The sequence below is a fragment of the Micromonospora aridisoli genome, from assembly GCF_056150025.1.
Genome location: NZ_JAXCFK010000008.1, coordinates 77842 through 92704, shown reverse-complemented (window position 1 = coordinate 92704; position 14863 = coordinate 77842). Strand labels below are relative to the sequence as shown.

General features: G+C 74.0%; 8 protein-coding genes. 7 read left to right on the top strand and 1 reads right to left on the bottom strand.

Going from position 1 to position 14863, the window contains the following annotated elements; genetic code table 11:
* Nucleotides 1-132 precede the first annotated feature (132 nt).
* On the top strand, nucleotides 133-1290 hold the full coding sequence (gene lgt / locus SM447_RS18140; RefSeq protein WP_474574006.1) for a prolipoprotein diacylglyceryl transferase: 1158 nt from the start codon (nucleotides 133-135) through the stop codon (nucleotides 1288-1290).
* 14 nt (nucleotides 1291-1304) lie between these two features.
* Nucleotides 1305-2486 (top strand): FAD-dependent oxidoreductase, encoded by a 1182-nt coding sequence (locus SM447_RS18135; RefSeq protein WP_474574005.1) that lies wholly within the window; start codon nucleotides 1305-1307, stop codon nucleotides 2484-2486.
* Nucleotides 2487-2602: 116 nt separating this feature from the next.
* Here SM447_RS18135 and SM447_RS18130 read toward each other — a convergent pair whose 3' ends face one another.
* The gene (locus SM447_RS18130; protein WP_474574004.1) at nucleotides 2603-3466 is read right to left on the bottom strand and encodes a GNAT family N-acetyltransferase; all 864 of its coding nucleotides are present in this window, start codon (nucleotides 3464-3466) and stop codon (nucleotides 2603-2605) included.
* 147 nt (nucleotides 3467-3613) lie between these two features.
* Here SM447_RS18130 and gltB point away from each other — a divergent pair, with 147 nt between their 5' ends.
* The 5 genes from gltB to SM447_RS18105 all read left to right on the top strand — a co-directional run bounded on the left by gltB (nucleotide 3614) and on the right by SM447_RS18105 (nucleotide 14657).
* Nucleotides 3614-8335 carry a glutamate synthase large subunit gene (gltB, locus tag SM447_RS18125; protein WP_474574003.1) on the top strand — a complete coding sequence of 1574 codons (4722 nt, stop codon included), beginning with the start codon at nucleotides 3614-3616 and terminating at the stop codon, nucleotides 8333-8335.
* On the top strand, nucleotides 8328-9830 hold the full coding sequence (locus SM447_RS18120; protein ID WP_474574002.1) for a glutamate synthase subunit beta: 1503 nt from the start codon (nucleotides 8328-8330) through the stop codon (nucleotides 9828-9830). The genes gltB and SM447_RS18120 overlap by 8 nt, the downstream gene beginning before the upstream one ends.
* Nucleotides 9831-10022: 192 nt before the next feature.
* Nucleotides 10023-10823, top strand: coding sequence for an SGNH/GDSL hydrolase family protein (locus tag SM447_RS18115; protein WP_474574001.1), 801 nt, complete (start codon nucleotides 10023-10025; stop codon nucleotides 10821-10823).
* Nucleotides 10824-11045: 222 nt separating this feature from the next.
* Nucleotides 11046-13715 (top strand): FtsK/SpoIIIE domain-containing protein, encoded by a 2670-nt coding sequence (locus tag SM447_RS18110; protein ID WP_474574000.1) that lies wholly within the window; start codon nucleotides 11046-11048, stop codon nucleotides 13713-13715.
* Nucleotides 13716-13718: 3 nt separating this feature from the next.
* Nucleotides 13719-14657 (top strand): hypothetical protein, encoded by a 939-nt coding sequence (locus SM447_RS18105; RefSeq protein WP_474573999.1) that lies wholly within the window; start codon nucleotides 13719-13721, stop codon nucleotides 14655-14657.
* The last annotated feature ends 206 nt before the right edge of the window (nucleotides 14658-14863 follow it).

Here is a 14863-nt window from a genome sequence, read left to right as displayed (position 1 = left end):
TTTCTGTCGGGTTTCTGCCCTGAATGACGCTTATGCCGCGACGGAAAGTGCAAGATCGCGGGGATGGTTGAGGGGGTTGGGCGGTGGGCCGGGGTGACGGTGGAGGGGTCCGCAGCGGTAGCGTGTGCACCCGTGAGTCTCGCCTCGCCGACGTTCCTGGCCGCCATCCCGAGTCCGAGCAACGCCGTGTGGCAGCTCGGCCCGATCCCCATCCGGGCGTACGCGCTGTGCATCATCGCCGGCATCGTGGTGGCCTGCTGGGTCACCGAACGGCGGATGCGGCAGCGTGGGGTCGCGCCGGGTGCGGTGCTCGACATCGCCATCTGGGCGGTGCCGGCGGGCATCATCGGCGCCCGGATCTACCACGTGATCACCTCACCGGCGCCGTACTTCGGCACCGGCGGGGATCCGATCAAGGTGTTCTTCATCCACGAGGGTGGGCTGGGCATCTGGGGTGCGGTCGCCGGTGGCGCGATCGGCGCCTGGATCGCCGCCCGGCAACTGGGCATCCCGTTGACGGTGGTCGCCGACGCGCTGGCCCCCGGTCTGCCGCTGGCTCAGGCGATCGGCCGGCTGGGCAACTGGTTCAACAACGAGCTGTACGGCGGTCGGACGGACCTGCCCTGGGGGCTGGAGATCCACCGGATGGACGGCGGCCAGGCGCTGCGCGACGAGGCTGGCCAGCCGATCCTGGAGGAAGGGCTCTACCACCCCACCTTCGCGTACGAGTTGCTGTGGAACGTCGGCGTGGCCGCGATGGTGTACCTCCTCGACCGTAAGCTGCGGCTCGGCCGTGGCCGGGCCTTCGCCCTCTACGTGATGGGGTACACCGCCGGCCGGTTCTGGATCGAGCTGATGCGTACCGACGAGGCCAACACCATCCTCGGCGTACGGCTCAACGTCTGGACCGCGGCGCTGGTCTTCCTCGGCGCGCTCGTCTACTTCCTGCGGGTACGCGGTCCACGGGAGTACCTGATCCCGATCGGCCTGCCGGCCGTCGCCACCGTCCCGCCGGCCGCTTCCGACGTCTCGCAGGTCGACCTGTCGGCGAAGGGGACCACCACCGAGCCGGCCGCGCCGGAGGGCTACCGCGTGGTCAGTGAGGAGCAGTTCCGGCACTGGCGGGAGACCGGCGAGACACCGTCCGATCCGGCGGGCGCCGACGGCCCCGCGACCGCCGCTGACCCGGACGTGTCGTCCGGGACCGACGCGGACCGGCCGGAGGGCGACCCCGCCGACGGTGAGGCGGCCGGCTCCACCTCGGCACGCCCCGCCGACCGCGACAGCTGAGGGCGAGGGGGCGCATGCGGACCGCGGTGGTGGTCGGCGGCGGGCTCGGCGGCCTGGCGGTCTCCGGTGCGCTCGCCCGCTCGGGCTGGCAGGTCACCCTCCTGGAGCGGGCCGACCGGATCCGTCCCGAGCCGGCCGCCGTGGTGCTCTGGCCCAACGGGGTCCGCGCGCTACGCGCCCTGGATCTCGGCGCCGGCCTGGACGCGATCGCCACCACGCTGCCCGACGGGGGCGTACGCCGCCCGGACGGGCACTGGCTGGTGCCGCCCCGGCCGACGCCCGCCGAGCGACTGCCGGTGGTGGTGCACCGCGAGGACCTGCACGACGCGCTGATCGCGGGCCTGGGCGAGCGGGTCGAACTGCGCACCGGGGTCACCGTACGGACGGTGCGCGCCACGGCCGGCCAACGGCCCGCAGTCGGCGACGGCCGGCACACGTACGAGGCGGACCTGGTCATCGCGGCCGACGGCGCCGACAGCGTGATCCGTCGCCAACTCGCCCCCTCCTCGGGCGTGGTCAGCTCCGGCTGCGCCGCCTGGCGGGCGGTGATCCCCTGGTACCGGGCGCCGAGCCTGCCCGATTCGTTCGGCGGCGAGATCCTCGGTGCCGGTTACCGGTTCGTCGCCGCCTCGCTGGGCGATCGCGGCTCCTCCGGCGCCTCCAGCCGGGGCGGCGTCTACTGGATGGCCACCGCGGCGGGTGCCCCGCGACCCGAGCCGCCGGAGACGCAACTGGCGCTGCTGCGCCGCTGGTACGCCGGGTGGCCCGCGCCGGTCGACGACCTGCTGGCCGCGACCGATCCGGCCGACCTGGTGCAGCAGGAGATCCGGGAACTGCGTCCGCTGCCCCGGGCGTACGGCTTCCCGGCCGGACCGGGCGGCGTGGTGCTGCTCGGCGACGCGGCCCACGCCATGCCGCCGCACCTCGGGCAGGGCGCCTGTCTCGCCTTCGAGGACGCCGCGACGCTCGCCGCGCTGCTGCGCGAGTCGACCCTGCCCGACGCGGTGGTGGCGTACGACCGGGTGCGGCGTCCCCGCGTGGCGGCCGTGGTCCGGCAGACCCGCCGGATGTCCGCCGTGCTGCGCACCCGGGGCCGCCTGGCCCTGCGCGCCCGCGACGCCGCCCTGGGCACCATCACGCCTCGCCTGCTCGGCAGCGCCGCCTCGATCGCCGCTCAGTGGCGGCCACCGGCCTGACCACCCCGTCTCGGTTGATCAAGAAGGTCTGGTCTCCAGAAGCGCGGAGTCCGACCAGAACTTCTTGATCGATCCGACCGGTGTCGGGCGGTGACGGCGACCCTTCTCGGAGCCGTTCAGGTGGTGACGGCCGCGGGTTCGGCCACGCAGGCGGTGCCGACGCGGTGGAAACCGGCGCGCAGGTAGACCCGGGCGATCTCCTCGCTCCCGGCGGAGAGGAAGATCAGGTCGGTTCCGTCGGCGAGCAGGGCGTGGGCCAGGGTGGCGGTGACCGCAGCGGCCAGGCCACGGCGGCGGGCGCTGGGCAGGGTGGCCACCCCGGCGATCTCGGCGACGTCGCCGACCCGCATGGCCATCCCGCTGGCCAGCGGGCCTTCGGTGGGGGTGCCGGCCAGTGCCGAGAGGCGGCTGCCGTCGGCGATGCGGGTGCGCTCCTCGTCGACCGCCGCCGCGTCCAACCCGACCATGGCCGCGTCACGCTCGGCCGCTCCCGCTACACCCCGCGCGGTGCCGGGAGCGGCGAATCCGACCGCCGCCACCGCCCGCCGGGCGGCCACCGCCTCGCCCAGGTCCTCGTCCGCCGGGTCGAGCAACCGTACCGACACGCCGTCGGCGGAATCCGGGTGCAGCAGGGTCGCCGGGTCGGGCAGGGCGGCCGGGTCGAGCACCATCAACGGCGCTTCGAGCACGGCCAGGCCGGCGGAGCGGGCCACCGGGAGCAGTTCCGGGTCGAGGTCGTGCACCCACTCCAGTGCCTCGGGCAGGCCCAACTCCCGCTGCCGGGCGCGGACCGCCGTCAGGTCGGCCAGCGACGGCGATCGCCCGGCGGCCGGCCGCGGTCGCGCGTAGAACGGCCATCCGGGTCCTTCCCGCACGAAAAGCACCAAAGCGCCGTGATCTTCCACACGGGCCGCGTCCCGGGGCACCGCGTCGTAGAACCGTTCCAACCGGTCAAGGAGGTCGGTACGCTCGGAATCCACGGCGCGAGACTACATGTCCCAGATTCTGGACGGTGTGATCAATCTGCACTGGCCTTGCGTGCCGGGCCCTAACGTAGACTCAATAGTCCGATACAGGGCCGACGTCGTCCCGACCATGTTCATGCCTGAGCGACGACAGGAGGCCCGGTGGCCCTTGCGTACCCACACCGCCCCCAGCCGGCGCCACGAGAAGGCCAGGTAGCGTCCCCTACCGGCCTCTACGATCCCGCGTTCGAGCACGACGCGTGCGGCGTGGCCTTCGTGGCGGACCTGCACGGCCGACGTTCGCACACGGTGGTCGCCAACGGTCTCGGCGCGCTGTGCCGGCTGGACCACCGGGGTGCCCGGGGCGCCGAACCGAACACCGGTGACGGCGCCGGCATCATGATCCAGGTGCCGGACGCGTTCCTGCGCGCGGTGGTCGAGTTCCCACTGCCGCCGGCCGGCGAGTACGCCACCGGCCTGGTCTTCCTGCCCGACGACGACGCCGCCGAGGCCCGTGCCCGGCAGGTGGTCGAGAAGTACGCCCTGGTCGAGGGGGCCGAGGTGCTCGGCTGGCGGGACGTCCCGGTCGACCCGAGCGACCTCGGCGAGACGGCCCTGGCGGCCATGCCCCGCGTCCGTCAGCTCTTCCTCGCCGCGCGGCGGCTCACTGACACCCCCGTCGGCGCGGCCGGTTCCCCGCTGCGCGGCATCGAGCTGGAGCGGGTCGCCTTCTGCGTACGCAAGCAGGCCGAGCGTGAGTCCGCCGAGCGCGGCGTGCCGGCCTACTTCCCGTCGCTGTCCGGCCGGACCATGGTCTACAAGGGCATGCTCACCCCGGACCAGTTGCCCGCGTTCTACCCGGACCTGACCGACGAGCGGGTGGAGAGCGCCATCGCCCTGGTGCACTCCCGGTTCTCCACCAACACCTTCCCGTCCTGGCCGCTGGCGCACCCGTACCGTTTCATCGCCCACAACGGTGAGATCAACACCATCCGGGGCAACCGGAACTGGATGCAGGCCCGGGAGGCCCTGCTGCGCACCCCGGACCTGCCCGGCAACATCCGGCGGGTCTTCCCGGTCTGCACCCCGGCCGCGTCCGACTCGGCCAACTTCGACGAGGTCCTCGAACTGCTGCACCTGGCCGGGCGCAGTCTGCCGCACGTGGTGCTGATGATGATCCCGGAGGCGTGGGAGAACGACCCGGACATGCGCGCCGACAAGCGCGCCTTCTACCGGTTCCACGCCAGCCTGATGGAGCCGTGGGACGGTCCCGCCTCGGTCGCCTTCACCGACGGCGAGATCGTCGGCGCGGTGCTCGACCGCAACGGCCTGCGGCCGGGCCGCTGGTGGCAGACCGCCGACGGCCTGGTGGTGCTGGGCAGCGAGGCGGGCGTGCTCGACCTCGACCCGGCCGCCGTGGTGGCCAAGGGCCGGCTCCAGCCGGGGAAGATGTTCCTGGTCGACACCGTCGCCGGCCGGATCGTGCACGACGACGAGATCAAGACCGAGCTGGCCGCCGCCGAGCCGTACGCCGACTGGCTGCACGCGGGGCTGATCGAGCTGGACGACCTGCCCGCCCGCGAGCACGTCGTCTACACCCACGATTCGGTACGCCGCCGCCAGCTCACCTTCGGCTACACCGAGGAGGAGCTGAAGATCCTGCTCGCGCCGATGGCGCGTACCGGCGCCGAACCGATCGGCTCGATGGGCACCGACACCCCGATCTCGCCGCTGTCCACCCGGCCACGGCTGCTCTACGACTACTTCCATCAGCTGTTCGCCCAGGTCACCAACCCTCCGCTGGACGCCATCCGGGAGGAGCTGGTGACCAGCCTGGCCTCGACCATCGGCCCGGAGGGCAACCTGCTCGATCCCGGCCCGGCGAGCTGCCGGCAGATCGTGCTGCCCTATCCGGTGATCGACAACGACGAGCTGGCGAAGATCCTCTGCATCGACGAGGACGGTGACCTGCCCGGGTTCAAGGCGGTGCGGGTCTCCGGGCTGTACCGCATCCGCGACGGCGGCGCCGGGATCAAGGCGCGGCTGACCGAGATCTGCCGGCACGTCTCCGAGGCGATCGAGGACGGCGTACGGATCCTGGTGCTCTCCGACCGGGACTCCAACGCCGACCTCGCCCCGATCCCGTCGCTGCTGCTCACCGCGGCGGTGCACCAGCACCTGGTCCGCGAGCAGACCCGGACCCAGGTCGCGTTGATCGTCGAGTCGGGCGACTGCCGCGAGGTGCACCACGCGGCCGTGCTGATCGGCTACGGCGCCGCCGCGGTCAACCCGTACCTCGCCTTCGAGTCGGTCGAGGACATGATCTCCACGGAGGCGCTGGTCGGCGTCGAGCCGAGGGCCGCGATCCGCAACTACGTCAAGGCGCTCGGCAAGGGCGTGCTGAAGATCATGTCGAAGATGGGCATCTCGACGGTGTCGTCGTACTGCGGCGCGCAGGTCTTCGAGGCGGTCGGGCTGGACACCCGGCTGGTCGAGCGCTACTTCCGGGGTACGCCGAGCACCATCAGCGGCGTGGGCCTCGACGGCATCCACGCCGAGGTGGCGGCCCGGCACGCGCTGGCCTGGCCGGCGCCCGGCGCCGAGGCGGTCGACCTGCTGCCGGTCGGCGGCGAGTACCAGTGGCGCCGCGAGGGTGAGCTGCACCTGTTCAACCCGGAGACGGTCTTCCTGCTCCAGCACGCCACCCGCAGCCGCCAGTACGACGTGTTCCGGGAGTACACCGCCAAGGTGGACGAACTGGCCGCGCGGGCGGGTTCGCTGCGAGGGCTGTTCCGGCTGCGCGAGGGCGTGCTGCCGCCGGTGCCGATCGAGGAGGTGGAGCCGGCCAGCGAGATCGTCAAGCGGTTCGCCACCGGCGCCATGTCGTACGGGTCGATCTCGGCCGAGTCGCACGAGACGCTGGCGATCGCGATGAACCGGCTCGGCGGCAAGTCCAACACCGGCGAGGGCGGCGAGGACGTCGAGCGGCTGCACGACCCGGCCCGCCGCTCCGCGGTCAAGCAGATCGCCAGCGGCCGGTTCGGCGTCACCAGCGAGTACCTGGTCAACGCCGACGACCTCCAGATCAAGATGGCGCAGGGAGCCAAGCCCGGCGAGGGTGGGCAGCTGCCCGGGAACAAGGTCTGGCCGTGGATCGCCCGTACCCGGCACGCCACCCCGGGCGTCGGCCTGATCTCGCCGCCGCCGCACCACGACATCTACTCCATCGAGGACCTCGCCCAGCTGGTGCACGACCTCAAGTGCGTCAACCCGGCCGCCCGGGTGCACGTGAAGCTGGTCAGCGAGGTCGGTGTCGGCACCGTCGCGGCCGGGGTGGCCAAGCTCAAGGCGGACGTCATCCTGATCTCCGGGCATGACGGCGGCACCGGCGCCTCCCCGCTGAACTCGCTCAAGCACGCCGGCACGCCGTGGGAGCTGGGTCTGGCCGAGGCGCAGCAGACGCTGCTGCTCAACAAGCTGCGTGACCGGGTCACCGTGCAGGTCGACGGTCAGCTCAAGACCGGCCGGGACGTGGTCGTCGCCGCGCTGCTCGGCGCGGAGGAGTTCGGTTTCGCCACCGCCCCGCTGATCGTGTCGGGCTGCGTCATGATGCGCGTCTGTCACCTGGACACCTGTCCGGTGGGCATCGCCACCCAGAACCCGGTGCTGCGCGAGCGCTACACCGGCAAGCCGGAGTTCGTGGAGAACTTCTTCCTCTTCCTCGCCGAGGAGATCCGCGGCTACCTGGCCGAGCTGGGCCTGCGCAGCATCGACGAGGCGATCGGGCGTACCGAGCTGCTCGACGTCGCACCGGCGGTCGAGCACTGGAAGGCGGGCGGGCTCGACCTCGGTCGGGTGCTGCACCTGCCCGAGCTGCCCGAGGGGGCGGCCCGGCGCGGCGTACGCGCCCAGGACCACGGCCTGGAGCTGGCACTGGACAACGAGCTCATCGCGCTCGCCGAGCCGGCGCTGCGCACCGCCGGGTCCGACGGGTCGGTCCCGCTGGTGCGGGCCGAGGTGGCGATCCGCAACGAGCACCGCAGCGTCGGCGCGATGCTCGGCGGTGCGGTCACCCGTCGCCACGGCGGCGCAGGACTGCCCGCCGACACCATCGAGTTCACCCTGCGCGGCACCGCCGGGCAGTCCTTCGGCGCGTTCCTGCCGCGCGGGGTCACCCTGCGCCTGCACGGCGACGCCAACGACTACGTCGGCAAGGGACTCTCCGGGGGCCGGCTGATCGTCCGACCGGACGCGGCGGCGCCGTTCGTGGCCGCCGACGCCGACGCGGGCCACCGGGCTGAGGACCAGATCATCGCCGGCAACACCATCCTGTACGGGGCCACCGACGGTGAGGTCTTCCTCCGGGGCCGGGTGGGGGAGCGGTTCGCGGTCCGCAACTCGGGCGCGGTGGCGGTCGTCGAGGGCGTCGGCGATCACGGCTGCGAGTACATGACCGGCGGCACCGTGGTGGTGCTGGGTCCGACCGGCCGCAACTTCGCCGCCGGCATGTCCGGCGGGACGGCCTTCGTCTGGAACCTCGACCGACGCCGGGTCAACACCGAGCTGGTCGACCTGTCCGCGCCGAGCGAGTCGGAGCGGGGCCGGCTGCATGAGCTGGTGCAGCGGCACTTCGCCGAGACCGACTCGGCGATCGCCGAGCAGCTGCTCAAGCGTTGGCCGGAGGCGGTGGAGGAGTTCACCGCCGTGGTGCCCCGGGACTACCGCCGGGTGATGGAGATCATGCAGGCCGCCGAAGCCGCCGGCCAGGACGTCGACGACGCGGTGATGAGCGCACTGGCGGCACCGGCGCAGCCGGCCGCCGGCTCGGCCGCGCCGGCCCCGCCCGCCCCGCGGGTGGTCGCCCAGGAGGTGGCTCGTGCCTGACCCGAACGGTTTCCTGCGCTACGGCCGGCGGCTGCCGGCCCGCCGGCCGGTGCCGGTGCGCATCAGCGACTGGCGGGAGGTCTACCCGCCGGCCGGCGCGGAACTGATCCGCGAGCAGGCCACCCGCTGCATGGACTGCGGCATCCCGTTCTGCCACGACGGCTGCCCGCTGGGCAACCGCATCCCGGACTGGAACGACCTGGTCCGCACCGGCAACTGGGACGCCGCGGTGGATTCGCTGCACGCCACCAACAACTTCCCCGAGTTCACCGGTCGGCTCTGCCCGGCGCCCTGTGAGGCCGCGTGCGTGCTCGGCCTCGGCGGCCAGCAGCCGGTGACCATCAAGCAGGTCGAGGTGGAGATCGCCGACGCGGCCGCGGGTCGAGGGCTGACACCGCGCCCGGCGTCCGTGCCGTCCGGCCGGTCGGTCGCCGTGGTCGGCTCCGGGCCGGCCGGACTCGCCGCCGCCCAGCAGCTGGCCCGGGCCGGTCACGCCGTCACCGTGTACGAGCGCGACGACGCGATCGGCGGGCTGCTGCGGTACGGCATCCCCGACTTCAAGCTGGAGAAGCGGCACATCGACACCCGGCTGGCGCAGCTGCGTGCCGAGGGGGTCGTGTTCCGCACCGGGGTCGACGTCGGCGTCGACATCACCGCCGAACAGCTGCGCGCCCAACACGACGCGGTGCTGCTGGCCTGCGGCGCGTTGCAGGGCCGGGACACCGACACCCCCGGCCGGCAACTGCGCGGCGTACACCAGGCGATGGCGCATCTGGTGGCCGCCAACCGGGTGGTCGCGGCGGCCGGCCAGGGACGGCCCGCGCTGGCCACCCTTGCGGACGGTACGCCGATCGACGCGGCCGGCAAGCACGTGGTCATCATCGGCGGTGGCGACACGGCGGCCGACTGCCTCGGCGTGGCCCATCGGCAGGGCGCGGCCGGCGTGCACCAGCTCGACCTGTACCCGCAGCCACCGCGAACCCGCGACGAGGACCGCGACCCGTGGCCGACCTGGCCGTGGATCCTGCGGGAGTACCCGGCCCACGAGGAGGGCGGCGAGCGGGTCTTCGCGGTGGCGGTGCAGGAGTTCGTCGACGACGGCACCGGGGCGGTGCGGGCGGTGCGGATCGCCGAGGTGACCGTGGAGAAGCACGACGGCCGGCGCATCGTCACCGTGGTGCCGGGCACCGAGCGGGAACTCCCCGCCGACCTGGTGCTGCTGGCGATCGGCTTCGAGGGCACCGAGGAGCAGCCGCTGCTGGCGCAGTTCGGGGTGAGCCGCAACGCGCGGGGCGCCGTCGACTCCCGGGCGGACTGGCAGACCGACGCCGACGGCGTCTTCGTCGCCGGTGACATGCACCGGGGCGCCTCGCTGATCGTCTGGGCGATCGCCGAGGGCCGGGCCGCCGCCGCGGCGATCCACACGTACCTGGACGGCGCCGGCACCCTGCCGGCCCCGGTCCACCCGGCCAGCCGCCCCCTGGCAGCCCGCTGACGGTGCAAGGAAGGGCCCCCTGTTAACGCCTGGCGTATAGCAGGGGGCCCTTCTTAACACCTCGGCCTCGACGGACGTTCCTTAACGGCTATTCACTTTATCCAACTGTTTCGATAGCATTACCGACCAGTAACAACCCTTGGCCACGCGCGCGGCTCTCGGGCTCCACCACCACCCCCGTGGAGGTCCGTCATGCCACACCGTCCGCTGGCCCGCGCCCTGACCGCGCTGGTCGCCCTCCTCACCGCCACCATCGGCGCGCTGGCCGTCCCCGGCGTCGCCCAGGCCGCCGCGCCGATCCACTACGTCGCCCTCGGCGACTCGTACTCCTCGGGCGTCGGTGCCGGACCGTACGACCTGTCCACCTGCCTGCGCAGCCAGAAGTCCTACGCGCCACTGTGGGCCGCCGCCAACAACGTGGCCAGCTTCCGCTTCCCCGCCTGCGGCGGCGCGGTCACCGCCGACGTGCTCAACAACCAGTTGGGCTCGCTGAGCGCCACCACCACCATGGTCACCATCACCATCGGCGGTAACGACGCCGGTTTCGCCGACGTGATGACCAGCTGCCGGTTCGGCAGCACCTCCACCTGCACCAACGCGGTCAACGCCGCGAAGGCGTTCGCCACCGGCACGCTGCCGGCGCGGCTGGACCGCACCTACGCCGCCATCCGGGAGCGGGCCCCCAACGCCCGGCTGATCGTGCTCGGCTACCCACGGCTGTTCGAGACCGGCTCCTGCGGCCTGCTGGCGATGAGCAGCTACAAGCGCACCATCCTCAACGAGGCCGCCGACGTCCTCGCCACCGTCACCGCCGACCGGGCCGCCGCGGCCGGCGCCACCTTCGCCGACACCCGACCCACCTTCGCCGGCCACGGCGTCTGCGGCGCCCAGCCGTGGATCCGGGACGTCTCCGGGGTCATCGAGGCGTACCACCCGAACGCCGACGGCTACCGCTACGGCTACCTGCCGGCGCTCAACGCGGTCACCGGCTGACCGAGCCCCTGCGGCCGACGGTCCCGGCCGGACCGTCGGCCGCCGTGCGCCGTTGCCGCCGTTGCGCCGGTAGTCACTGCCGGCGTCGCGGCGGCACCGCGCGGCGGGTGCCGGTGGCTGGTTGACATGCCGACCGACACGTCCGGTTCGGACTGTGCCGGCATCGCCGCCGTCCGTTAGGGTTTCTGCGACCAGGGGCGCTCGGCGGTGAGGGGCAGGGGTTTGGGCAAGCTCGCGTCGGCGTACGAGCAGGCGGTCAACGCCCACCGGGCCGCACGCGCCCACCTCGACTCCGCCCGTGCCGCGCTGAACGTCGCCACCGCACCCGCCCCGGCGGTCGACGCCGACCTGCTGGCCCGGCTCGCCCGGGTCGGCACCGCGTTGGCCACCCCGACCCCCGGCACCTCACTGACCCGGGGACCCGTCCCGGTACGCGTCGGGGAGGCCGTCACCGCCGCCGGCGGCTTCCCGGTCCTGCTGCCGTTGGGCGCCGGGCATCACCTGGCAATCGACGGCGACGCCCGTCATCCGGCGGTCGCCGGCCTGCTGCGGGCCCTCGTGCTGCGGCTGCTGGCCACCGCCGCGCCCGGCGGCGTCCGGGTCGCCGCGCTGGACACGGCCGCCCTCGGCGCCACCTTCGGTCCCCTGCGACCACTGCTCGACGCCGGTGTCGTCGACCCGCCCGCCACCACCGAGGCGGAGGTCACCGCGCTGCTCGACGCCGCCGAACGGCACGCCCGCACCGCCCGTCAGGCCGACCGGCCGGATCAGGACCTGCTGGTGCTCGTCGCCGCGTCCGTGCCGTCCCCCCGCGAGGCCGCCCGGCTGGCCGCGCTCACCCACGCCGGCCCGGCCGCAGCCGTCTGCGTGCTGCTCGGCGGCTGGCCGTCGGCCGGGCCCGGCGAGTCGGCCCCGCCGCTGGGCGCCACCACCATGCTGCGGCTGACCGACGGGTACGCCCGGGTCGGCGACCCGCCCGGCGCGCCGTTCAGCGCCGACGGCAGTGGCCTGGCCGCCCCGGTGGTCCTCGACGGTGACCCGCCGCCGGCCTCCGTCGCCGCGCTCGCCACCCACCTGGGCGAGGCCGCCCGGCGTGGCGCGACGATCGGCTTCGCCGACCTGCTGCCCGGGCAGCGGTGGACCGCCTCCGCGCGGGCGGGTCTGCGCACCGTGGTGGGCCGCGCCGGACGCGACCCGGTGACCATGGCCTTCGACGACGTCACCCCGCACTGGCTGGTCGGCGGGCGCACCGGCGCCGGCAAGACCGTCTTCCTGCTCGACGTGCTCTACGGGCTGGCCGCCCGCTACTCTCCGGCCGAGCTGCAGCTCTACCTCCTCGACTTCAAGGAGGGGGTGAGCTTCACCGAGTTCGTGCCCACCGAGCGCGACCCGTCCTGGCTGCCGCACGCCCGTGCCGTCGGCATCGAAAGCGACCGGGAGTACGGCGTGGCGGTGCTGCGCGAACTGCGCCGCGAACTGCACCGGCGGGCCACCGCCCTCAAGCGGCACGGCGTCACCAAGCTCGCCGACCTGCCCGCCGACACCACGGTGCCCCGGATCGTCGCCGTGATCGACGAGTTCCACGTGCTGCTGGCCGGCAACGACCCGCTGGCCCGCGAGTCGGTGGACCTGCTGGAGGAGTTGGCGCGCAAGGGTCGCTCGTACGGCGTGCACCTGGTACTGGCCAGCCAGAGCACGACGGGGATCGAGGCGCTCTACGGCCGCGCCGAGGCGGTCTTCGGACAGTTCGCGCTCCGCGTGGCGCTGCCCGGCGGCGGGGGAGTGCTCGACCAGCTCAACGATGCGGCGGCGACGCTGCCGGTCGGCTCGGCCGTGGTGAACACCGCCGCCGGCGCGCCCGGCGCGAACACCGTGATCCGCTTCCCCGACGCACACGCCGCGACCGGCGAGCTGACCCGGCTGCGCCACGAGCTGTGGCACGACCGTCCGTCGGGTGCCCGCCCGCCGTCGGTGTTCCGGGGCTACGACACCGCCCGCGTCGAGGACGACGCCACCTTCGCCGGGTTGCGTCCCGGCGGCCGGCGTCCGCTGGCCTTGGTCGGCCGCACCGTCGACGTGGACGGCACCACCGCGCTGTTCATCATGGACACCGCACCGGGACGGCACCTGGCCGTGGTGGGCACCTCGTCCGCCGGTGCCGAGGTGCTGCGGGCGGCGACCCTGAGCCTGGCCCGCCAGCACGCCCCCGGCGAGGCGGCGTTCCTGCTCGCCCCGCTGGTCGCCGCCGCCGACGCGGCGGCCGACGACACCGCCGCAACGCTGGCTGCCGCCGGGCACCGGGTGCAGCGCCTCGACGCCGCCGCGCTGCGCGACCGGATCGGTACCCTCGCCACCGGCCTCGCCGGCGGGCACCGGCCCGGTGGTGCACCGCCACCACCTGCCGGGGACGCCGCCGCCCCGACCGCGCCAGATGCCGCATCGGCGGGTCCGGTTGGTGTGCCGTCGGGTCCGGTTGGTGTGCCGCCGGGTCCGGACGCCGGGTCGGCGGGGCGCACCTACCTGGTGGTGTTCGGCATGGACGCCGCCGCCGGCCTGCTCGGCGAGAGCGACCCCACCTCGTTCCGTTCCGGTCACGACGACCTGCGGGTGCTGCTGCGTCAGGGGCCCGGCCACGGAGTGCACCTGCTCGGCTGGTGGCGCGGCCTGCGCCGGCTCGCCGACGACCTTGGTGGCACGCAGAACCGCGACGACGTCGCCTGCCTGGTCGCCCTGAACGTGCCCGGACCGGATCTCGGCCTGCACCTCGGCGTGCACGACCTGGCGTACACCCCTCGCGCCGACCGGGCACTGTTGATCGACCGGCACGACCAGCGGGTCCGGCTGATCGTGCCGTTCGCCCGTGACGATCACCCCTCCGACGGGCAGGAGTGAGGCGTGTCCACCTTCGACGAGTACGCCGCGCTGGCCCGCCACCTCGCCGTGCAGCAGCGCGCCGGGGAACAGGGCGCCGCCGCCGAGGCCGATCGGCGGCGGGATCTCGGCGCCGCCGTGGACTACCTCGACCGTCGGCTGGTCGCCCAGGGACAGCGCCTCGACCACCTCGGCCGCACCATCGGCGTCGCACGGGCCACCGCCGGCCCGCCAGCCGCACCCCCGGTCTCCGGCCCACCGGCATGGGGTCCGCCGGTGTCGGGTCCGCCGGGGTCGGGTCCGCCGGTGTCGGGCCCGCCGGGGTCATCGGCGGGTTCGACGGCCGGCACGACGAATCCGCCGCTGCCGCCGCACCCGTCGGGCGCCCCGACACCGGGGACGGGGTCGGACGGCGGCGCAGCCGCCGCGCCGGGGCGGCCGGAGGTCGGGGCGTACTCCCCGGTGGGTGGCGGGGCGGCGGGCCGGGCGCTGCCGGTGGCGGTGAGCACGACGGCGGCGGGGGTGCCGGCACCGCGCGCCGGTGAGGTCGACCCGGCGGCGGAACTGGAACTGGCCCGGCGCTGGGCCGACGAGGCCGATCGGCACGGACAGCAGGCGGAACTGCTCGCCCAGCGGCCGGCGCTGCTGCCGACGTGGTCACCGATGGCCCGGGCGGTCGCCGTCTACCTCGCCTTCGCGGGCGTGTCGGTGCTGCTCATGCTGGTGATGGTGCTCGCCTCCGGCGTCGGGGTGGTCGGTCCGGGCACCCTCTACGCCTGGACGTGCGCCGGCCTGCCCGCCGTGTCACTGATCGGCGGGTGGCTGGTACTCGGCCGCTGGGGCCGACCCGCCGTCGGCGCCGCCACCCCGCCCCGCTATCCGGTCCTGGGTTTCCTGCTCTGCTTCCTGGCGGTTCCGCTCGCCTACTGCGGCTACCTGCTGCTCTTCCGTGCCATGCGCTGATCCGGGCGTGGTTGCGCGGACGGCGTGCGCGGCGGGCGACGGTGTCGGCGCCTGGGCGCTGTCGCGCTGATAGCGGAGACGGCTCGCGGAGGCTGCCCGGCGAGCACGACCGGCCGGCAGTGCAGCACCTCGCCGGCTGTCGTCGATTGCGGCCGGTGCCGGGCGACTGCCGGGCTTTGGGTGCACCAGTTGTCGCTCCAGCGACA

What these genes read in the sequence shown, in the direction of transcription:
- SM447_RS18115 (WP_474574001.1), top strand. Translation starts at nt 10,023, where the DNA reads ATGCCACACCGTCCGCTGGCCCGCGCCCTGACCGCGCTGGTCGCCCTC.
- SM447_RS18135 (WP_474574005.1), top strand. Translation starts at nt 1,305, where the DNA reads ATGCGGACCGCGGTGGTGGTCGGCGGCGGGCTCGGCGGCCTGGCGGTC.